Annotated in this window: 17 protein-coding genes; 8 read left to right on the forward strand and 9 right to left on the reverse strand. The window is 69.0% G+C overall.

From position 1 onward, the window contains the following. Positions 1-7: 7 nt before the first annotated feature. From CXP56_RS00570 to sdhC, 4 genes are read right to left on the reverse strand one after another with little or no spacing between them, the layout of a single operon-like run. A complete protein-coding gene (locus CXP56_RS00570) occupies positions 8-787 on the reverse strand; it encodes a succinate dehydrogenase iron-sulfur subunit (protein WP_038044870.1) in 780 nt (259 codons plus the stop codon). Continuing rightward, positions 787-2574 carry a succinate dehydrogenase flavoprotein subunit gene (gene sdhA / locus CXP56_RS00575; protein ID WP_028847324.1) on the reverse strand — a complete coding sequence of 596 codons (1788 nt, stop codon included), beginning with the start codon at positions 2572-2574 and terminating at the stop codon, positions 787-789. Before sdhA ends, CXP56_RS00570 begins: the two co-directional genes overlap by 1 nt. A gap of 28 nt (positions 2575-2602) precedes the next feature. Next, positions 2603-3010, reverse strand: coding sequence for a succinate dehydrogenase hydrophobic membrane anchor subunit (locus tag CXP56_RS00580; protein ID WP_028847323.1), 408 nt, complete (start codon positions 3008-3010; stop codon positions 2603-2605). After that, positions 3010-3438, reverse strand: a complete 429-nt coding sequence (gene sdhC / locus CXP56_RS00585; RefSeq protein ID WP_084609131.1) for a succinate dehydrogenase, cytochrome b556 subunit — start codon at positions 3436-3438, stop codon at positions 3010-3012. The genes CXP56_RS00580 and sdhC overlap by 1 nt, the downstream gene beginning before the upstream one ends. A gap of 449 nt (positions 3439-3887) precedes the next feature. Between sdhC and CXP56_RS00590 the strand changes: the two genes are divergently transcribed. From CXP56_RS00590 to CXP56_RS00615, 6 genes are all read left to right on the forward strand, one after another. Next, a complete protein-coding gene (locus CXP56_RS00590; RefSeq protein WP_286899104.1) occupies positions 3888-4949 on the forward strand; it encodes a BMP family lipoprotein in 1062 nt (353 codons plus the stop codon). 96 nt (positions 4950-5045) lie between these two features. After that, the gene (locus tag CXP56_RS00595; protein ID WP_038044869.1) at positions 5046-6632 is read left to right on the forward strand and encodes an ABC transporter ATP-binding protein; all 1587 of its coding nucleotides are present in this window, start codon (positions 5046-5048) and stop codon (positions 6630-6632) included. Next, the gene (locus tag CXP56_RS00600) at positions 6629-7921 is read left to right on the forward strand and encodes an ABC transporter permease (protein WP_051310082.1); all 1293 of its coding nucleotides are present in this window, start codon (positions 6629-6631) and stop codon (positions 7919-7921) included. Before CXP56_RS00595 ends, CXP56_RS00600 begins: the two co-directional genes overlap by 4 nt. Further along, positions 7918-9216: an ABC transporter permease gene (locus CXP56_RS00605; protein WP_286899109.1), complete on the forward strand. Its 1299-nt coding sequence runs from the start codon at positions 7918-7920 to the stop codon at positions 9214-9216. Before CXP56_RS00600 ends, CXP56_RS00605 begins: the two co-directional genes overlap by 4 nt. Continuing rightward, complete coding sequence (locus tag CXP56_RS00610; protein ID WP_286899111.1) at positions 9213-9605, forward strand: cytidine deaminase; 393 nt, start codon at positions 9213-9215, stop codon at positions 9603-9605. The genes CXP56_RS00605 and CXP56_RS00610 overlap by 4 nt, the downstream gene beginning before the upstream one ends. After that, positions 9602-10879, forward strand: coding sequence for a thymidine phosphorylase (locus CXP56_RS00615; RefSeq protein ID WP_028847318.1), 1278 nt, complete (start codon positions 9602-9604; stop codon positions 10877-10879). Before CXP56_RS00610 ends, CXP56_RS00615 begins: the two co-directional genes overlap by 4 nt. 342 nt (positions 10880-11221) lie before the next feature. Here the strand turns inward: CXP56_RS00615 and CXP56_RS00620 are convergent, their stop codons facing one another. Next, positions 11222-12247, reverse strand: a complete 1026-nt coding sequence (locus CXP56_RS00620; protein WP_286899153.1) for a coiled-coil domain-containing protein — start codon at positions 12245-12247, stop codon at positions 11222-11224. Between the two features lie 662 nt (positions 12248-12909). After that, positions 12910-14178 carry a SatS C-terminal domain-containing protein gene (locus CXP56_RS00625; RefSeq protein ID WP_028847316.1) on the reverse strand — a complete coding sequence of 423 codons (1269 nt, stop codon included), beginning with the start codon at positions 14176-14178 and terminating at the stop codon, positions 12910-12912. Positions 14179-14330: 152 nt separating this feature from the next. Between CXP56_RS00625 and CXP56_RS00630 the strand changes: the two genes are divergently transcribed. Continuing rightward, a complete protein-coding gene (locus CXP56_RS00630) occupies positions 14331-16868 on the forward strand; it encodes a DEAD/DEAH box helicase (RefSeq protein WP_051310081.1) in 2538 nt (845 codons plus the stop codon). 51 nt (positions 16869-16919) lie between these two features. Here CXP56_RS00630 and CXP56_RS00635 read toward each other — a convergent pair whose 3' ends face one another. Beyond that, positions 16920-17075, reverse strand: a complete 156-nt coding sequence (locus CXP56_RS00635; RefSeq protein ID WP_156899158.1) for a hypothetical protein — start codon at positions 17073-17075, stop codon at positions 16920-16922. A gap of 87 nt (positions 17076-17162) precedes the next feature. Between CXP56_RS00635 and CXP56_RS00640 the strand changes: the two genes are divergently transcribed. Then, positions 17163-18119, forward strand: coding sequence for a helix-turn-helix domain-containing protein (locus CXP56_RS00640; protein ID WP_028847314.1), 957 nt, complete (start codon positions 17163-17165; stop codon positions 18117-18119). Between the two features lie 36 nt (positions 18120-18155). Here CXP56_RS00640 and CXP56_RS00645 read toward each other — a convergent pair whose 3' ends face one another. Both CXP56_RS00645 and CXP56_RS00650 read right to left on the reverse strand, forming a co-directional pair. Further along, positions 18156-18734: a TIGR03086 family metal-binding protein gene (locus tag CXP56_RS00645; protein ID WP_038044866.1), complete on the reverse strand. Its 579-nt coding sequence runs from the start codon at positions 18732-18734 to the stop codon at positions 18156-18158. Then, positions 18734-19741 (reverse strand): sigma-70 family RNA polymerase sigma factor, encoded by a 1008-nt coding sequence (locus CXP56_RS00650; protein ID WP_156899157.1) that lies wholly within the window; start codon positions 19739-19741, stop codon positions 18734-18736. The genes CXP56_RS00645 and CXP56_RS00650 overlap by 1 nt, the downstream gene beginning before the upstream one ends. Positions 19742-19755 lie beyond the last annotated feature (14 nt).

Here is a 19755-nt window from a genome sequence, read left to right on the forward strand (position 1 = left end):
CGGCAGATCAGGTCCGCCGGAACAGCAGCGCCCGCTTGACCTCCTGAATGGCCTTGGTGACCTCGATGCCGCGCGGGCACGCGTCGGTGCAGTTGAACGTGGTGCGGCAGCGCCACACACCCTCGGCGTCGTTGAGGATGTCCAGCCGCTCCTCGGCGCCCTCGTCCCGCGAGTCGAAGATGAACCGGTGCGCGTTGACGATCGCGGCCGGGCCGAAGTAGCTGCCGTCCGCCCAGTACACCGGGCACGACGTGGTGCACGCCGCGCACAGGATGCACTTGGTGGTGTCGTCGAACTGCGCCCGTTCGGCGGGCGACTGGATGCGCTCCCTGGTCGGCTCGTTGCCGTAGGTGATCAGGTACGGCTTGATGGACCGGTACGCCTCGAAGAACGGCTCCATGTCCACATAGAGGTCCTTCAGCAGCGGCAGGCCCTTCAGCGGCGCCACCGTGATGGTGGTCTTGCCCTTCTTCGCCAGCAGGTCCTTCACCAGCACCTTGCACGCCAGCCGGTTGATGCCGTTGATCTGCATGGCGTCCGAGCCGCAGATCCCGTGCGCGCACGAGCGGCGGAAGGCCAGCGAGCCGTCGATGTAGGACTTGATGTTGATCAGCAGGTTCAGCACCCGGTCGGTGGGCAGCGCCGGGACGTCGTAGGACTCCCAGTGCGGCGCCTCGTCCTGCTCCGGGTTGAACCGGTGGATCTTCACCGTCACTTCGACGGAGCCCTCGGGAGCGGGGATGCCGGAGGGATGCGTGGTGGATTCGGCAGTAGCGGGTGCAGCCATCAGTACTTCCGCTCCATCGGCTGGTATCGGGTGAATACGACGGGCTTGTAGTCGAGCCGGATGTCGGCGGTGAAGCCGCTCAGGCCGAGCGGGGCGTCCGGGTCCGGCTCGTCCGGCAACTGCTTGTACGACATCGAGTGCCGCATGAAGTTGACGTCGTCGCGGTCCGGGTAGTCCTCGCGGGCGTGCCCGCCGCGCGACTCCTTGCGCGCCAGCGCCGCGTTCACCAGGCACTCGGCCAGGTCGAGCAGGAAGCCCAGCTCGATGGCCTCCAGCAGGTCGGTGTTGTACCGCATGCCCTTGTCCTGGATGGCCACCCTGCCGTAGCGCTCCTTGAGCGCGTGGATGTCGTTGAGCGCCTGCTTGAGGGTGTCCTCGGTGCGGTAGACGGCCGCGTTGGCGTCCATGGTGGCCTGCAGCTCGGTGCGGATCACCGCCACCCGCTCGCTGCCGGTGGACTCCCGCAGCTTGCCGACCATGGTGGACACCAACTCGGCCGCGTCGTCCGGCAGCTCGGGGAAGTCCACCGAGTTGGCGTACTCGGCGGCGGCGATCCCGGCGCGCTTGCCGAAGACGTTGATGTCCAGCAGCGAGTTGGTTCCCAGGCGGTTGGCCCCGTGCACCGACACGCACGCGCACTCGCCCGCCGCGTACAGGCCGGGGACCACGTGCTCGTTGTCCCGCAGCGCCTCGCCGCGCACCGTGGTCGGGATGCCGCCCATGGCGTAGTGCGCCGTCGGGTACACCGGCACCGGCTCGTGCACCGGGTCGATGCCCAGGTAGGTGCGGGCGAACTCGGTGATGTCCGGCAGCTTGGTCTCCAGCACCTCGCGGCCCAGGTGCGTGCAGTCCAGCAGCACGTAGTCCTTGTTCGGCCCGGCGCCGCGGCCCTCCAGCACCTCCTTGACCATCGACCGGGCCACGATGTCCCGCGGCGCCAGATCCTTGATGGTCGGGGCGTAACGCTCCATGAACCGCTCGCCGTCGGCGTTGCGCAGGATCGCGCCCTCGCCGCGGGCGCCCTCGGTGAGCAGGATGCCCAGGCCGGCCAGACCGGTCGGGTGGAACTGGTAGAACTCCATGTCCTCCAGCGGCAGGCCCTTGCGGAAGTAGATGGCCATGCCGTCACCGGTCAGCGTGTGCGCGTTCGACGTGGTCTTGAAGACCTTCCCGAAACCGCCGGTGGCGAAAATGATCGACTTGGCGTGGAAGACGTGGATCTCGCCGGTGGCCAGCTCGTAGGCGATGGCCGCCGAGGCCACCGGTCCGCCCGCGGTCTCGGTCAGCGCGATGTCGAGCACGTAGAACTCGTTGAAGAACTCGATGCCGTGCTTGACGCAGTTCTGGTACAGCGTCTGCAGGATCATGTGGCCGGTGCGGTCGGCCGCGTAGCAGGCCCGGCGCACCGCCGCCTTGCCGTGCTCGCGGGTGTGCCCGCCGAACCGGCGCTGGTCGATCTTGCCGTCCGGGGTCCGGTTGAACGGCAGGCCCATCTTCTCCAGGTCCAGCACCGCGTCGATGGCCTCCTTGGCCATGATTTCCGCGGCGTCCTGGTCGGTGAGATAGTCACCGCCCTTGACCGTGTCGAAGGTGTGCCACTCCCAGTTGTCTTCCTCGACGTTGGCCAGCGCCGCACACATGCCGCCCTGCGCGGCGCCGGTGTGCGACCGGGTCGGGTACAGCTTGGTCAGCACCGCGGTGCGAGCCCGCTGACCGGCTTCGATGGCTGCGCGCATGCCCGCACCACCCGCGCCGATGATGACCACGTCGTACTTGTGAACCTGCATGGTCTTCTCGCTTCCGTGGTGGTGGGTGTCAGATGTTCGGGTCGAAGGTGAAGATCACCAGCGTGCCGAGCACGAGGATGACCACCATCGAGACGTACAGCAGCATCTTCAGCCAGAATCGCGTGCTGTCCTTGCGCGCGTAGTCGTCGATGATGGTGCGCAGCCCGTTGCCGCCGTGCAGCTGCGCCAGCCACAGCATCAGCAGGTCCCAGAACTGCCAGAACGGCGAGGACCAGCGGCCGGCCACGAACGCGAAGTTGATCCGGTGCACGCCGCCGTCGAGGATGTTCATGATGAACAGGTGGCCGAGCACCAGGACCACCAGCAGCAGGCCGGAGATCCGCATGAACAGCCAGCTGTACAGCTCGAAGTTGCTGCGGCGGGCGGCAGGCCGCCTGCGGGAGCGGGGACGGTCCAGAGCGATCGTGTCAGCCATCAGGCACCCCCGAACAGTTCGGAGATGGTGCGCTCGAGCATGAAGTAGGTGCCGGGGATCATCACCAGCAGCCACACCACGACGATGCCCCACAGCATCTGCCGCTGGTAGCGCGGTCCCTTGGACCAGAAGTCGACCAGCATGACACGCAGGCCGTTGAGCGCGTGGAACAGCACGGCACCGACCAGCCCCACCTCGAGCAGGTTCACCAGCGGTGTCTTGTAGGAGGAGATGACCTCGTCGTACGTGCTGGGGGAAACGCGCACCAGCGCGGTGTCCAACACGTGCACGAACAGGAAGAAGAAAGTCAGAACGCCGGTGATGCGGTGCAGCACCCACGACCACATGCCTGGGTCGCCGAGGTAAAGGGTGCCGCTGCCGCGGCGGGCGTTTCCGGCCCCCGTGGGCGGACTAGCCGTGGTGGTCATTCGGGAACCGCCTCCAGCCCTTCGTTGGACGAACGAGAGTCGAACGGAACTGTGATGCCCGGATGCTAGACCCGCATCGGGCTTTCGGCCTTGTGGTGGGTTGATCGGTGTGACCGAACAGACACCCAGGTGAGCGCGCCGCCCGGGCGGGAAACCGATGGGCGGCGACGGGCGAAGAACAATCGAGCGGGTGCTCTGCGGCGGGCCGATGATGACGCAACGGCCACCAACTCATTACTGAGCGTCGTCTGTTGTACTCCGCGAGGACGCTTCGGCTCAACGATTCGATTACGCAGGGTCGTCCGTTTCCAGATCGTTCGATCGGGCAGGTAGCCTTCCCGGTCGTTCCAGGCTTGTGCTTGGCACTTGAGAACTGGACCGCTCGCAAACCGAGCGGGGAGGGAGAAGGCGCGGTGCGTCGTACACACACAATGCGTTTGGTCGCCGCGGTGGCGGCAGTCGGTTTGGCGACCGCGGCTTGCGGTGAGCCGCCGGGTGAAGGTGGCGGCGGCGGGCAGGCCAACGGCGAATCGGACTTCGTCCCCTGCATGGTCACCGACGAAGGCGGCCCGGACGACAAGTCGTTCAACCAGACCTCGTACAAGGGTCTGCTGGACGCCGCCGAGGAGGGCATCACCGCCAAACCGCGGTTGGCCGAGTCCAACGCGGCCAGTGACTACGAGCCGAACGTCGACCAGATGGTCAAGGCCGACTGCGGCCTGATCGTCACCGTCGGCTTCCTGCTGGCGGACGCCACCAAGCAGGCCGCGGAGGCCAACCCGGAGGAGAAGTTCGCCATCGTCGACTTCCTCTACACCGACAAGTCCGGCAAGCCGACCCCGATCGACAACGTCAAGCCGCTGGTGTTCAACACCCACGAGGCGGCGTTCCTGGCCGGCTATCTGGCCGCCGCGCAGTCGAAGACCGGCAAGGTGGCCACCTGGGGCGGGGCGAAGATCCCCACCGTGACCATCTTCATGGACGGCTTCTACGACGGCGTCCAGCACTACAACAAGGAAAAGAACAAGAACGTCCAGGTGCTTGGCTGGAACAAGAAGACGCAGGACGGCCAGTTCGTCGGCGACTTCTCCAACGCCAACAAGGCCAAGCAGATCTCGGAGAACCTGCTCAACGACGGCGCGGACATCATCATGCCGGTGGCGGGCCCGATCGGTGAGTCCGCCGCGGTGGCCGCCAAGGAGCAGGGCGACGCGCTGATCATCTGGGTGGACACCGACGGCTACGAGTCGCTGCCCAAGTACAAGGACATCATCCTGACCAGTGTGGTCAAGGGGATGGACGTCGCGGTGAAGGACGCGGCGGCCGAGGCGGCCGAGGGCAACTTCTCCAACGAGCCGTTCATCGGCACGCTGGAGAACGAGGGCGTCTCGATCGCTCCGTACCACGATTTCGAGGACGAGATCTCCGACGAGACCAAGCAGGAGATCGACCAGCTGCGCGAGCAGATCATCTCGGGCGAGCTGAAGGTGGAGTCCGACGCTGCCTTCTAGCAGTCGGCGCACGCTGCGGCGGGGGCCATGGCGCCCCCGCCGCAAGCACGTGCACGGAAGGAGAACCATGATCACTGCGGAGCGGGGCAGGGCACGGTGAAACTCGAACTGCGCGGCATCACCAAGCGGTTCGGGTCCCTGGTGGCCAACGACCACATCGATCTGGTCGTCGAGCCGGGGGAGATCCACTGCTTGCTCGGCGAGAACGGTGCGGGCAAGTCGACGTTGATGAACGTCATCTACGGCCTGCTGCAGCCGGACGAAGGCGAAGTGCTGGTCGACGGCAAGCCGCTGAGCTGCAACAGCCCGAGCGAGGCGATGGCGGCCGGGATCGGCATGGTGCACCAGCACTTCATGCTGGTGCCGGTGTTCACCGTGGCGGAGAACGTCATGTTGGGCGCCGAGCCGGTGCGCACCGGCGGCCTGCTCGACCTGGAGACCGCGCGCAGGCGGGTGCGCGAGATCTCCGAGAAGTTCGGCTTCGACGTCGACCCGGACGCCGTGGTGGAGGATCTGCCAGTCGGCGTGCAGCAGCGCGTGGAGATCATCAAGGCGCTGGTGCGGGACGCGCGCGTGCTCATCCTGGACGAGCCGACCGCGGTGCTCACGCCGCAGGAGACCGACGAGCTGATCGAGATCATGCGGCAGCTCAAGGCCAACGGCACGTCGATCGTGTTCATCACGCACAAGCTGCGCGAGGTGCGCGCGGTGGCGGACCGGATCACCGTGCTGCGGCACGGCAAGGTGGTCGGCGAGGCCGACCCGTCCGCCGAGGAGGCCGAGCTGGCGTCACTGATGGTCGGGCGTGCGGTGACGCTCGCGGTCGACAAGCAGCCGCCCAACGTCGGTGACGTGGTGCTGGACGTCGACGGGCTGACCGTGGTCGACGACCGGGACTACGTGGTCGTCGACGACGTCTCGTTCGACGTCCGCGCGGGTGAGGTGCTGGCCATCGCCGGTGTGCAGGGCAACGGGCAGACCGAGGTGACCGAGGCGATCCTGGGGCTGCTGCCGAAGGCCACCGGTTCGGTGAAGCTGGACGGCAAGGAGCTGCTCGGCCGTTCGGTGCGGCAGGTGCTGCGCGCCGGGGTGGGTTTCGTGCCCGAGGACCGCAAGGTGGACGGCCTGGTCGGCGACTTCTCGGTGGCCGACAACCTGGTGCTGGACCTGCACGACCAGCCGCCGTTCGCCGCCGGCCCGCTGTTCAAGCCGTCCGCGGTGCAGGCCAACGCCGCCGAGCGGATCGCCGAGTTCGACATCCGCACCGGCAGCGCGGCCACCCTGGCCAAGACGCTGTCCGGCGGAAACCAGCAGAAGGTGGTCATCGCGCGCGAGCTGTCCCGTCCGCTGCGCCTGCTGATCGCCGCCCAGCCGACCCGCGGGCTCGACGTGGGCTCGATCGAGTTCGTGCACAAGCGGATCATCGCCGAACGGGACAAGGGCACCGCGGTGCTGATCGTGTCCACCGAGCTGGACGAGGTCAGCGCGCTGGCCGACCGGGTGCTGGTGATGTACCGGGGCAAGGTCGTCGGCATCGTGCCCGGCGACACCGACCGTGACGTGCTCGGCCTGATGATGGCCGGGGTGCCCCCGCAGGAGGCGGACAAGCAGGCGGAGGAGCACCCGACGCTGATCGAGCACGCGGACGAACTGCTGACCAAGCAGGACGAGGACGAGAAGTGACTGACCAGGACGAGCGTCCGGACGCGCAAGCGCAGGACGGTGGCCGCGACTCCGCCGCGGCCACCGCGACCGAGCCGAAGCCGGACAACAGGACCGAGGAAGAACCCTCGATCGGTCAGCGTTTCCTGCGTGAGCTGACCACCGGAAGCACCGCGCTGACGTTCCTGTCGGTGGTGCTGGCGCTGCTCATCGGCGCGATCTTGATCGTGGTCTCCGACCCGGACGTGCACGCGGCGGCGAGCTACTTCTTCTCCCGCCCGGGCGACACGTTCGCGGCGGCGTGGACCTCGGCGAGCGAGGCCTACGCGGCGATGTTCTCCGGGGCGATCATCGACTTCGACGAGTACACCGTCGGCCGGGCACTGCGGCCGTTCGCCGACACCCTGACCTACGCCACGCCGCTGATCGCGGCCGGCCTGGCGGTGGCGCTGGCGTTCCGCACCGGCCTGCTGAACATCGGTGCGCAGGGCCAGCTGATCCTGGGCGCCATCCTGGCCGGTTACATCGGCTTCGCGGTCCAGCTGCCGCCGGTGATCCACATCGTGGTGGCGATGCTCGCCGGTTTCGTCGGCGGTGCGGTCTGGGGCGGGATCGCCGGGCTGATCAAGGCCACGCGCGGCGCGCACGAGGTGATCGTGACGATCATGCTCAACTACATCGCGCTGTTCCTGCTGGCCTACCTGCTCACCACCGACGCGTTCCAGCGGGAGGGCGAGGACCTGCCGCGCAGCCCGTTCATGCTGCCCACCGCCGAGCTGTGGCGGCCGATCGAAGGCTCCCGGCTCAACCTCGGTCTGCTGTTCGCGCTGCTGGCCGCGGTCTACACCTGGTGGCTGCTCAACCGCAGCACGATGGGTTTCCGGTTCAAGGCGGTCGGGCTCAACCCGCACGCCGCCACCACGGCGGGCATCTCCGTGCCGCGCAGCTACACCATGGTGATGTTCATCTGCGGTGGCCTGGCGGGCATCGCGGGCGCCACCCAGGTGATGGGGACGTCGCTGCACCTGCACACATCGATCGCCGAGCAGCTCGGTTTCGACGCCATCACGGTGGCGCTGCTCGGCCGGTCCAGCCCGGTCGGGACGGTGCTGGCGGCGATCCTGTTCGGCGCGCTGCGCGCCGGGGCGACCACCATGCAGGCGCAGACGCAGACACCGATCGACATCGTGCTCGTGGTGCAGGCGTTGATCGTGCTGTTCATCGCCGCTCCGCCGCTGGTGCGGGCCGTGTTCCGACTGAAGGTGCGCGCCACCACCCCGGTGGCGCCGGGCAGCGGGGGGCTGGCATGACCGAGACCGCGACACGTACCGAGCCGGAGCGGGTGGAGCCGGACAGCGAGACCGTGCTGGCGCTGCGGCGCAACTGGGGCCCGCCGATCGCCTACCTGGTGCTCGGCCTGCTGGCGCTGCTGGTGTTCGGGATCTTCGCCGAGGGCGGCAAGACCGCCACGTTCGGGCTGTCCACCCGCACCGACGCGATCCAGCTGGATCCGCTCGCCGTGCCCGCCAAGCCGACGTCGATCGTGTTGGCCGTCGGCTGCCTGCTGGCCACCGGCTACGCGTTCCGGCTGACCAGCAAGGGCAGGCGGACGCCGCTGTGGCTGCCGATCGTGTTCGGCATCCTGTTCGTGCTGTCGTTTCTGTCCTGGGCGGTCGGCGGGGCGGCGATTTCCCTGACCGGCCTGCTGCAGGGCGCGCTCGCCCTGGCGGTGCCGTTCATCTTCGGCGCGCTGTGCGGCATGGTCGGCGAACGATCCGGCGTCATCAACATCGCCATCGACGGCCAGCTGTTGTTCGGCGCGTTCCTGTCCGGTGTGGTCGCCTCGCTGTCGGGCAACCTGTGGGTCGGGCTGATCGCCGCGCCCATCGCAGGCGTGATGGTCGCCTGGCTGCTGGCGATCTTCACCATCAAGTACTTCGTCAACCAGATCATCGTCGGCGTCGTGCTGAACGTGCTGGTGTACGGGGTGACCAACTTCCTCTACGGCTCGCTGCTCGGGCCGGAGCAGGAGACGTGGAACTCGCCGGGCAAGTTCGGCAAGCTGGAGATCCCGCTGCTGTCCGACATCCCGGTGATCGGCCCGGTGCTGTTCAACCAGACGATCATCGTCTACGTCATGTACGTGGTGGTGGCGGTGGTGCACGTGGCGCTGTTCCACACCCGATGGGGACTGCGGGTGCGCGCGGTCGGCGAGCACCCGGAGGCCGCGGACACCGCGGGCATCGACGTCAACTCGGTCCGCTTCCGCAACGTGCTGATCGGCGGGGCCATCGCCGGCTTCGGCGGGGCGTTCTTCACGCTCGCCCAGCAGGGCATCTTCAGCAAGGAGATGACCGCGGGTGCCGGGTTCATCGCGCTGGCCGCGATGATCATGGGCCGGTGGACCCCGATCGGGGCGGTGTTCGCCGCGCTGCTCATCGGGTTCGCCGACAACCTGCAGAGCGTGCTGGGCATCATCGGGTTCCCGATCCCCAGCGAGCTGATGGCGATGACCCCGTACTTGCTGACCATCCTCGCGGTGGCCGGGCTGGTCGGGAGGATCCGGCCACCGGCGGCCAACGGCGTTCCTTACATCAAGTCATGACTGTGCAGGTGAACTGGCCCGATCTGCGGGCCGCGGCGGTCGAGGCCGCCGAATACGCGTACAGCCCGTACTCGGGGCTGAAGGTCGGCGTCGCCGCGCTGGTCGACGACGGCCGGGTGGTGATCGGCTGCAACGTGGAGAACGCCTCCTACGGGGTCGGCCTGTGCGCCGAGTGCACGATGGCCGGGCAGCTGCGGCTGACCGGCGGCGGGCGGCTGGTGGCCGTGGCGTGCCGCAGCGGCGACGCCGAGCTGCTCATGCCGTGCGGCCGGTGCAGGCAGATCATCTACGAGCTGGGTGGCCCGGAGTGCCTGCTGGACACCCCGCGCGGCGTGCTGCCCATGTCGGAGGTACTGCCGGACGCGTTCGGACCTCAGGATCTGCCATGAGCCGATTCCACAGCGCTGTCGACATCATCCGCACCAAACGGGACGGCGGGCGGCTGTCCGACGACCAGATCGACTGGGTGATCGACGCCTACACCCGCGGGGAGGTCGCGCCGGAGCAGATGTCGGCGCTGGCCATGGCGATCTTCCTGCGTGGCATGGACGCCGGGGAGATCTCCCGGTGGACGGCCGCGATGATCGCCTCCGGGGAGAAGCTGACCCTGGACGTGGACCGTCCCACGGTGGACAAGCACTCCACCGGCGGCGTCGGCGACAAGATCACGCTGATCCTGGCGCCGCTGGTGGCGGCGTGCGGCGCGGCCGTGCCGCAGTTGTCCGGGCGCGGCCTCGGGCACACCGGCGGCACGCTGGACAAGCTGGAGGCCATCCCGGGCTGGAGCGGGGACGTGCCCGACCTGGCGGCTCAGCTGCGCGAGGTCGGCGCGGTGGTCGCCGCGGCGTCCGACCGGCTGGCCCCGGCGGACCGCAAGCTGTACGCGCTGCGGGACGTCACGGCGACCGTGGAGTCCATCCCGCTGATCGCCAGCTCGATCATGTCGAAGAAGATCGCGTCCGGGCCGGAGTCGCTGGTGCTGGACGTCAAGGTCGGGTCCGGCGCGTTCATGAAGACCACGGAGCAGGCCAGAGAGCTGGCCCGCACCATGCTGGCCATCGGGCAGGCGCACGGGGTGGCCACCACCGCCGTGCTGACCGACATGTCGACCCCGCTCGGCCGGACGGCCGGGAACGCGGTCGAGGTGGCCGAGGCGGTGGAGGTGCTGCAGGGCGGCGGCCCGCAGGACGTCGTCGAGCTGACCCTGGTGCTGGCGCGCGAGATGCTGCGCCTTGCCGGGTTGGACGACGTGGACCCGGCGGCCGTGCTGGCGTCAGGGCAGGCCTACGAGGTGTGGGCGCGGATGATCCGGGCGCAGGGCGGCGATCCAGAGGCGCCGTTGCCGCGGCCGAAGCACGTCGAGGTGGTCACCGCCGAGGCGGACGGTGTGCTGGCCGAGGTGGACGCGCTGGCCGTCGGTGTGGCGGCGTGGCGACTGGGCGCCGGGCGGGCGGCTCCGGGTGATGCGGTGCAGTCCGCGGCCGGGGTCAAGCTGCTTGCCGTGCGCGGGGAAACGGTCTCCGCCGGGCAACCCATTGCCGAGCTGCACACGGACACCCCAGAGCTCGTTCCGGCCGCGCGAGAGGCGTTTCTCGACGGGATACGCATTGCTGCGGAGGCGGACGTGGAGCGGCCGCCGTTGGTGTTGGACGTCCTGCGCTGAGCTCAGCCGGTCATTGACCCCCGTGGGCTCCGGCCTACACCGTCGCTCGGTTCGCCGTGAGCGGCCGCGCTGGATCTGTCGTGGAGCTCGCCAGCGGCCTGAGCGTGGTCGTGGCTGACGTCGTTGGCGAAACAGCCGTCAGGAACTGAGCCTGCAGTGCCGCGCCACACTTCGTGCTGGGCGCGCGATCGGCCTCCGTGGCCGCGGCCCCAGACAGCCGAAAGGCCCGCCAGCTGACGGCTGCGCGGGCCTTGGGTGAGGCGTCCGCGGGATGCTCCCACGGCTGAGGTGTCGTCGTGGTCTCGGTGACCGGGCTCGGCGACGTGGCCGTCGCCCGCATGGTCACTCCGCGGTGGCTTCGGCCTCCTTCTTCGCGCCGTTGCGCCGCGCGTTGGCCTGACGGGTGCGGCGCGGCTGGCGGGGCGGCGGTGCCTGCATCATCGAGGTCTGCGGCGGGCCGCCCAGCATCAGCTCGGCGAACGTGGCCATCGCCTCGTCCAGCTGCGCACCGATGTGCCGCTCGGACTCCTCGTTGCGCCTGCGCACCAGGTCGTCCAGCGACTCGGTGTCCGGCCGCTCCTTCACCGCGTTCTCCACGCTGGCGAACTTGGCCTTGACGATGCCGTCCAGGTCGCCGAACCGGGTCGTGACGTTCTCCTCGACCGTGTCGAGCCGCTTGCCCAGCTGCTCGACGGCGGTGGCGAGCGCGTCCAGCTTCGCGGTGATGGCGTCCAGCCGCTCGGTCGGGTCGATCGCCTGGGCGGCGTCGTCGACGCTCTTGCGCAGCGTCTCGGTCGATGCGGCCAGCTGCTCCTTGAGCTCGGCCTCCAACGCCTCGGTGCGCGCCTTGGCCTCGTTGTCGACCGCGTCGAGCCGCTCGCGGAGCGTGTTCTCGGCCAGCTCGATCCGCTCGCGCACCATCCCGTACACCGTGCTGGGCAGGTTCTCCAGCCGGGAGTCCTGCTTGTCCAGGTGCCCGTCCAGCTCGTCCAGCCTGCGGTGGATGTTCTGCAGCTTGTCCTCGAGGCCCTCCATCTTGCCCTGGACGCCCTCGAAGCGGCCGGCCACACCGTCCAGCCTGCCGTCCAGCTGCGCGAACGGCTTGGCGAGCCGGTCCACCACGTTCTCGATCGCTCGCGTCACCGCGGCAATGGCGTTGTCCTGCGCCTCCAGGCGCGACATCGCCTCGTCCAGGCGCTCGGCGAGCACCCCGACCTCGGTGCGGTCGGGCAGCTCGGACAGGCGCTTGCGGACCGCACCCAGCGACTCGACCGGAGCCAGCCGGGCGTAGATGTCGTCCAGTGCGTCAAAGATCTGCTGCTGTTCGCTCTCCCGCACTTCGGCAGCGCGCACCAGCATGTTGCGCATCTTGTCGAAGGACGGGGCAATCGAGTTCTCGTTCACGGCGTTGACCTTCGTCGGCGCGATAGGGGGTGCTGAGAGATTACCTACACCGCGCGTGCTGCCGATCACGCCCCCAGGCAAGATCGGACCAGCGCAGGTCAGCCGATCACCGCGACGTTGCGACCGGCCCGTCGTGACCCTTCGGCCGAAGGTGAGACACGTCTGGTCCGATGTGGTCGGCGGTGGGCCGTTGCGGCGGCCACCGCACGTGTTGATCTTGGCAGCTCGCGCGGTGCTGCCTGGGGCCGACACGCCGATGGTGACACACCCGATCGTGTCCCCTTCGCCCCACCCGGGGCGATCCGCCGCCACGGCCGGACATGCGCCGTGACCTGCACGGGAAGCGGCCGGTGACGATCATTCGGTGGTCTCGTTCGACCTGGCGACGCGGCGGCGCGCGGCGGGTGGGGAGCACCGGGTCCGCGCGCCGCGAAGCGGATGTGGTCACCGAACGCAACCGGGCCCGGCCGCAAGATCAACTGCTCGAGCCATTTTGCGCGGACACTGCGCACTCGTGCGCGTCGGCGCCCCGAAAGGGAAGGGCCGGATGCGCGCGCGACGGCGGCGCAGTACGCCGGCCTGAATCTGTTGCCGATCTGTTGCCGAATCTTGCTCCCGGCGCCCGGTCAGTGCACCTGGAAGCGGTCCTCCAGCGCGTTGACCAGCTTGACCCAGGCGGCCACCTCGTCGTCGAACGGCGGCGACGGCTCGAGCCGGTTCACGTTCGGCCGGAGCACGAACGACACCAGCCAGCCCAGGCTCTCCGATTCGGCCAGCGCCTCGGCAGGGGCGTCGTCGCCCGCCCAGTCGGCCGCGTCCAGGATCAGCTCGACCGCCAGGTCCAGCTGGTTCGGGTCGATCGCGCTGGGGCCTTCCGCGATGTCGTCCTCCAGCCCGGCCAGCACGTAGGTGTTGTCCTCGGTGACGTCGACCTCCAGCTCGCCGCTGGTGGCCTTGGCGACGATGTCGTCCCACGTCGGCATCTCGGCCATGTCGTTGTCGCCGAGTTCCTTCGGCTCGGCCAGCTGGCGGGCCAGCGCGCGGGCGGAGGGGAAGACGTCGATCTTGCCGTCCTTGCCCAGGAACACCGGCTCGTCGTCGAGGTAGCAGCGCAGCGTGTAGTACTCGGTGTTGTTGCGGGTGACGATCTTGATCGGGTCGATGCCGACCTCGCCCCAGAAGCCGACCGGCTCGTCGTCGGTGTCCTCGTCGTCGGAGTCGACGGTGTCGATGTCGTCGCTGCCTGCGGTGAGCACCTCGTCGTCCACGCCGGCTTCCGACTCGGCCGACTCCTCGTGGAAGGCCGCCAGCTCCTCGGCGGTCTCCTCCAGCGCCGCCTCGTCGATCTCCGGGACGACCACCAGCTCGTCGATCGCGTCGAGCACGATGTCCCACTTCTCGGCGACCGCGGTGGCCAGGTCGTCCCACAGCTTGGCGCCTTCCCGGCCGGTGAACGGCAGCTTGCCCTGGGGCAGCAGCGAGAAGCCCTCGTGCGCGTCGAGCACCTCGTGGACCTCGTCGAGCCCGCACACGTCGGCCAGCGACCGGACGATGTTGACGATCTCGGCCAGCTCGCCGATGGTCCACGAGTCCGGCTCCTCGGCGACCAGTTCCGGCACGCCGACCAGGTCGTAGGAGTGGTCGTCGTCCGGGATCAGCTCGGGCACGTTGAGCGCGGGCACGATGTGCCACGACGGGTGGTCGATGAGGTCGTGCTGCTCGGCGGTGCGGACGAACGCGGCCAGGTGGGCGGCGTCCGGGAACGCGTAGAGGTCCTCGTCGTCGCCGAGGAAGGCCTCCCACTCCTCGCCGTCCTCTCGCCAGCGCGGCGCCCAGAGGGTGACCAGGTCGCCTTGCGGCAGCCCGAGCTCGATCGGGATGATGTCGCTTGCCACTGCGTCCTCCGGGTGCTCCAAACGCGGGTGCGCGCGAATGTGCGAGAGTGAGCCTACGGGTTCGGTGACGATCGTCGCCTGCCGGGGCTTGCTGCGCGTCGGGATGAACTCCTCGTCGGCCTGATTCCCCTGGATGGCACAGTGTAGACACGATGACCGCTACCCGCGCCACTCTGTTTCGTGCCCTGCCCTGTTTCGACGGATCCGCCGACCCCGACGAGCTCTACCAGGCTTTCGTCGACTGGGCGGCGGGCCGTGGCCTGACGCTGTACCCGCATCAGGAGGAAGCACTCATCGAGCTGGTCTCCGGCTCGAACGTCATCCTGTCCACGCCGACCGGGTCGGGCAAGAGCCTGGTGGCGATGGGCGCGCACTTCTTCCTGCTGGCCAACCTGATGGAAGGCCGGCGCGCGTTCTACACCGCGCCGATCAAGGCGCTGGTGTCGGAGAAGTTCTTCGACCTGGTCGAGGTGTTCGGCGCGGACAACGTCGGCATGATGACCGGCGACTCGGCGGTGAACCCGAACGCGCCGATCGTCTGCTGCACCGCGGAGATCCTGGCCAACATGGCGCTGCGGTCCGGGCCGGACGCCGACGTCGGCCAGGTGGTGATGGACGAGTTCCACTTCTACTCCGACCCGGATCGCGGCTGGGCGTGGCAGGTGCCGCTGCTGGAGCTGCCGCACGCGCAGTTCCTGCTGATGTCCGCCACGCTCGGCGACGTGTCCTTCTTCCAGAAGGACCTGACCCGCCGGACCGGCCGCCAGACCGCGGTGGTCACGTCGACCGAGCGGCCGGTGCCGCTGACCTTCCGGTACGCCATGACCCCGCTGCACGAGACGATCGACGAGCTGCTGCACGGCGGTCAGGCGCCGATCTACGTGGTGCATTTCGCCCAGGCGGCGGCGGTGGAGCGGGCCCAGGCGTTGATGAGCGTCAACGTGTGCAGCAAGGCGGAGAAGGCGGCCATCGCGGAGGCCATCGGGGACTTCCGGTTCGCCTCCGGGTTCGGCAAGACCCTGTCCCGGCTGGTGCGGCACGGCATCGGGGTGCACCACGCGGGCATGCTCCCCAAGTACCGGCGCCTGGTCGAACAGCTCGCCCAGGAGGGGCTGCTGAAGGTCATCTGCGGCACCGACACCCTCGGGGTGGGCATCAACGTGCCGATCCGCACGGTGGTGTTCACCGCGCTGACCAAGTTCGACGGCGAGCGCATGCGGCACCTGAAGGCCAGGGAGTTCCACCAGATCGCCGGGCGGGCCGGTCGCGCCGGATACGACACCGACGGCTACGTCGTGGTGCAGGCGCCGGACCACGTGGTGGAGAACGCCAAGGCGCTGGCCAAGGCGGGGGACGACCCGAAGAAGAAGCGCAAGATCGTCCGGAAGAAGGCGCCGGAGGGGTTCGTCAACTGGACCGAGTCGACCTTCCAGCGGCTGATCCAGTCCGAGCCGGAGCCGCTGACCTCCAGCTTCACCGTCACGCACGCGATGCTGCTCAACGTCATCGCGCGGCCGGGTGATGCGTTCGCCGCGATGCGCAAGCTGCTGGAGGACAACCACGAGCCGCGGAACCGTCAGCTGAAGCACATTCTGCGGGCCATCGCGATCTACCGGGCACTGCGCACCGCAGGCGTGGTCGAGCAGCTGGACGAGCCGGACGAGGAAGGCCGCCGGGTGCGGCTGACCGTCGACCTGCAGTTCGACTTCGCGCTCAACCAGCCGCTGTCGCCGTTCGCGCTGGCCGCCATCGAGCTGCTGGATCCGGAGTCGCCGACGTACGCGCTGGACGTGGTGTCGATCATCGAGTCGACCGTCGAGGACCCACGCCCGGTGCTGGTGCAGCAGGAGTACAAGGCGCGCGGCGAGGCGGTGGCCGAGATGAAGGCGGAGGGGATCGACTACGAGGAGCGCATGGCGCTGCTGGAGGACGTCAGCTATCCCAAGCCGCTGGAAGAACTGATCATGGCCGCCTACGAGACTTACCGGCGCGGGCACCCGTGGGTGGCCGACACCCAGCCGTCGCCGAAGTCCGTGGTGCGGGACATGTACGAGCGGGCGATGACCTTCACCGAGTACATCAGCTTCTACCAGCTGGCCCGCTCGGAAGGCCTGGTACTGCGGTACCTGTCGGACGTCTACGACTCGCTGCGGCACACCGTGCCGGACGACGACAAGACCGAGCCGTTGCTGGATCTCATCGAATGGCTCGGCGAGCTGGTGCGGCAGGTCGACTCGAGCCTGCTGGACGAGTGGGAGGCGCTGCGCCATCCGCTGGAGGAGGGCGAGGCGAAGCGGCCGGAGCCGAGCGCGCCGCGCCCGGTCACCGGCAACGAGCGGGCCTTCCGGGTGCTGGTGCGCAACGAGATGTTCCGCCGGGTCGAGCTGGCGGCGCGGGAGGACTACGAGGCGCTGGGCGCGCTGGACTCGGACAGCGGCTGGGACGCCGACGCATGGGAGGAGGCGTTGGCGGACTACTTCGCCGAGTACGACTCGATCGGTACCGGCCCGGACGCGCGCGGGCCCGCGCTGTTTTCGATCGAGAAGGGGTCGGACAGCTGGACGGTGCGGCAAACACTGGACGACCCCGACGGCAATCACGACTGGGCGATCACCGCCGAGGTCGATCTGGCGGCCTCCGACGAGGCCGGGTGTGCGGTCGTCCGGGTCGTCGACGTGGGTGAGCTCTGACGGCGGACGAGTCGTGGCCGGCGGGCCGGCCGCGCTGCCTCCATCGGGCGCTCAACGGACGAGTTCCTGCCTCACCCGCTCGATGTCCCGGTCTTCGAATGCCACGCTGCCGAACAGTCGCGGCCCCGGCTCGGACGACCGCGGGCTGCGCCATGCCAAGTAGATCAACGGTGCCAGTACCACGAGCAATGCGATCACGAGTTCCATGGCATTAAGTTTGCGACCAGAAAAATACTGCCACCAGTGGCAGAACTGACCTTGTGCGCAAACTTTCTGCCACATACCCTGGCGGCCATGCTCGACAGCGTTGCCGCGGTGGTCATCGACCACGTCGCCCCGTTCGAACTCGGTGTGGTGTGCGAGGTGTTCGGGATCGACCGGCGGGAAGAAGGCGTGCCCCTGTTCGACTTCCGCATCTGTGCCGAGCGCCCCGGTGAGCCGGTGCCGACCAGCATGCCGATGCGGCTGATTCCGGAGTGCGGGCTGGACGAGCTGGTCGACGCCGATCTGGTGGTCGTACCGGCTGCGACCGTCCGCGACGAGTACCCGCCTGCCGTCCTGGAGGCCCTGCGGGCCGCACACGCGCGGGGAGCGACGTTGATGTCGGTGTGCAGCGGGGCGTTCATCCTCGGCGCGGCGGGCCTGCTGGACGGCCGCAAGTGCACCACCCACTGGCGGTATGTGGCCGAGTTCATGGCGCGCTTCCCGGAAGCCGACGTCGACCCGAACGTGCTGTACGTCGACGACGGGGATTTGGTGACCAGCGCCGGGACGGCCGCAGGCATCGACGCCTGCCTGCACCTGATCCGCCGTGAGATCGGCTCGGCCGCGGCGGTGGCGGTGGCCAGGCGCATGGTGGTGCCCCCGCACCGGGACGGCGGTCAGCGGCAGTTCATCGAGCAGCCGGTGCCGCCCGCGGAATGCGACAGCTTGCAGCCGATCCTGGACTGGGTGCTGGACAACCTCGCCGAGCCGCACACGGTGAGCAGCCTGGCCAAGCGCGCACAAATGTCGGAGCGGACGTTCGCGCGCCGCTTCGTGGCCGAGACCGGCACGACGCCGAACAAGTGGCTCACCGTGCAGCGGGTCGTCCACGCGCGGCGGCTGCTGGAGGAGTCGGACCTGCCGGTGGAGGAGGTCGCTGCGGCCGTCGGTTTCGGCAGTGCGGCGTTGCTGCGGCACCACTTCCAGCGCATCGTCGGGGTCTCCCCGAAGGCGTATCGCCGGACGTTCGCGCACGCCGGGGCGTGAGGACGGACGCCTCCTGACGCCACGTCCGGGTGCGGTTCAGGGTTCGCGCCCCAGCCAGGCGAGCAGCCGGTCCGAAGACGAGCTGGCCGCGGGCACCGGCACGGGGTCGGCGAACCGGCCTGGCCGGTCCTCGTCGGTGACCAGCAGCGGAGCCAGCCGTAGCAGATCGGCGGCCAGCCCGTCCGGCAGCGGCCTGGGTGCTCCGCAACCTTGCGCGAGATCCCAGCCGTGCACGGCAAGCTCCAGCGCCCCGGTGACAGCCACCACCGCCCCGGCGATCTCCCGTCCGTCGATGTCCACCGTCGGCACCCCCGCGCGCCGCTCGGCGATGATGGCGAGCAAGGCCCGCGCCGACTCCCTGAGCACGTCGAGCGGACATCGGTCCTGCAGGTCCGCATCGACGTGCACCCACCCGTCGTCGAACGCCTCGCCGAGGGCGCTCATCCCGTCGTTGAGGTGATCCAGCAGGTCTTGCACGGACCACTCCCGGCACGGGGTGGCCGCCGTGAGCACATCCGGCGTGACGGCGCCGAACGTGCCCACGGTGTAGCTGATCGCGCGTTCGAGCAGCTCCATGCCGCCGGACAGCGACTGAACTCCAGGGGCGCCCGCCATCAGCGGCCGGCGTCCTGCTCGACCGAGTCAAGCACCGCGGGCAGGCCGCCCAGCTCGAACAACGACACGTCGAAGAACACGTACGCGTGCCGGACGCCGTCCGTGCCGAGATCCAGCACCTGCAGCTGGAACGCCTTGAACGTGCCGTCCTCCTGGTCCCGCATGTACAGCGCGAACGCCGGTTGACCGTTCGCCCTGGTCGGCACCATGCGCATGTCGCCAGGGCGCTTCGCCGGGCAGTAGGTACGGATCAGCTCCCCGATCCGCTTCGCGCCCTGCACCCAGTTCAGGAACGGCGGCATCTCCCACACCGCTTCGTCGGTGAACAGCCGCACGATCTCGTCGACGTCGTAGGTCTCGAACGCCTTGGCGTATCGCTGCAGCAGCTCGCGCTGTCCGGCCTCGTCCGGCTCGTCGAGCTCGTCCGGTGACGGGGCCGTGCGTTCCAGTTGCGCATGCGCGCGTTGCAGCAGGCTGTTCACCGCCGCCACGCTGATGTCCAGCACCTCCGCGACCTCGGCCGCCGACCAACGCAGCACGTCGCGCAGGATGAGCACCGCCCGCTGCCGCGGCGGGAGATGCTGCAACGCGGCGAGCAGAGCCAGGCGGGTGTACTCGCGGGTGGCCACCACCGCCGCGGGGTCACCGGTCTCGTCGGTGGTGATCATCGCGTCCGGGATGGGCTCCAGCCACGGCACCTCGCCGCGCTGCAGCTTCTCCGCGCTGCTGCTGGTTTCCGGATCGGCCACGTCGGTGGGAAGTTCCCGGCGGCTCTTGTGTTCCAGCGCGCTCAAGCAGGTGCGCGTGGCGATGGAGTACAGCCAGGTGCGCAGCGACGAGCGGCCTTCGAACTTGTCGTAAGCCCGCCACGCCCGCAGGTACGTCTCCTGGACCAGATCTTCCGCATCGTGCACCGAGCCGAGCATGCGGTAGCAGTGCGCGAGCAGCTCGCGCCGGAACGGGTCGGCGAGCCGGACGAAATCGTCGTCGATGCTGGGAGCGGACATGCCGGACACAGTAC

Origin of the sequence: Thermocrispum sp., from assembly GCF_002919275.1 — a bacterium.
GTDB lineage: Bacteria > Actinomycetota > Actinomycetes > Mycobacteriales > Pseudonocardiaceae > Thermocrispum > Thermocrispum agreste.

What these genes read in the sequence shown, in the direction of transcription:
- CXP56_RS00570 (WP_038044870.1), bottom strand. Translation starts at nt 787, where the DNA reads ATGGCTGCACCCGCTACTGCCGAATCCACCACGCATCCCTCCGGCATC.
- sdhA (WP_028847324.1), bottom strand. Translation starts at nt 2,574, where the DNA reads ATGCAGGTTCACAAGTACGACGTGGTCATCATCGGCGCGGGTGGTGCG.
- CXP56_RS00580 (WP_028847323.1), bottom strand. Translation starts at nt 3,010, where the DNA reads ATGGCTGACACGATCGCTCTGGACCGTCCCCGCTCCCGCAGGCGGCCT.
- sdhC (WP_084609131.1), bottom strand. Translation starts at nt 3,438, where the DNA reads ATGACCACCACGGCTAGTCCGCCCACGGGGGCCGGAAACGCCCGCCGC.
- CXP56_RS00605 (WP_286899109.1), top strand. Translation starts at nt 7,918, where the DNA reads ATGACCGAGACCGCGACACGTACCGAGCCGGAGCGGGTGGAGCCGGAC.
- CXP56_RS00610 (WP_286899111.1), top strand. Translation starts at nt 9,213, where the DNA reads ATGACTGTGCAGGTGAACTGGCCCGATCTGCGGGCCGCGGCGGTCGAG.
- CXP56_RS00615 (WP_028847318.1), top strand. Translation starts at nt 9,602, where the DNA reads ATGAGCCGATTCCACAGCGCTGTCGACATCATCCGCACCAAACGGGAC.
- CXP56_RS00620 (WP_286899153.1), bottom strand. Translation starts at nt 12,247, where the DNA reads ATGCGCAACATGCTGGTGCGCGCTGCCGAAGTGCGGGAGAGCGAACAG.
- CXP56_RS00630 (WP_051310081.1), top strand. Translation starts at nt 14,331, where the DNA reads ATGACCGCTACCCGCGCCACTCTGTTTCGTGCCCTGCCCTGTTTCGAC.
- CXP56_RS00635 (WP_156899158.1), bottom strand. Translation starts at nt 17,075, where the DNA reads ATGGAACTCGTGATCGCATTGCTCGTGGTACTGGCACCGTTGATCTAC.
- CXP56_RS00640 (WP_028847314.1), top strand. Translation starts at nt 17,163, where the DNA reads ATGCTCGACAGCGTTGCCGCGGTGGTCATCGACCACGTCGCCCCGTTC.
- CXP56_RS00645 (WP_038044866.1), bottom strand. Translation starts at nt 18,734, where the DNA reads ATGGCGGGCGCCCCTGGAGTTCAGTCGCTGTCCGGCGGCATGGAGCTG.
- CXP56_RS00650 (WP_156899157.1), bottom strand. Translation starts at nt 19,741, where the DNA reads ATGTCCGCTCCCAGCATCGACGACGATTTCGTCCGGCTCGCCGACCCG.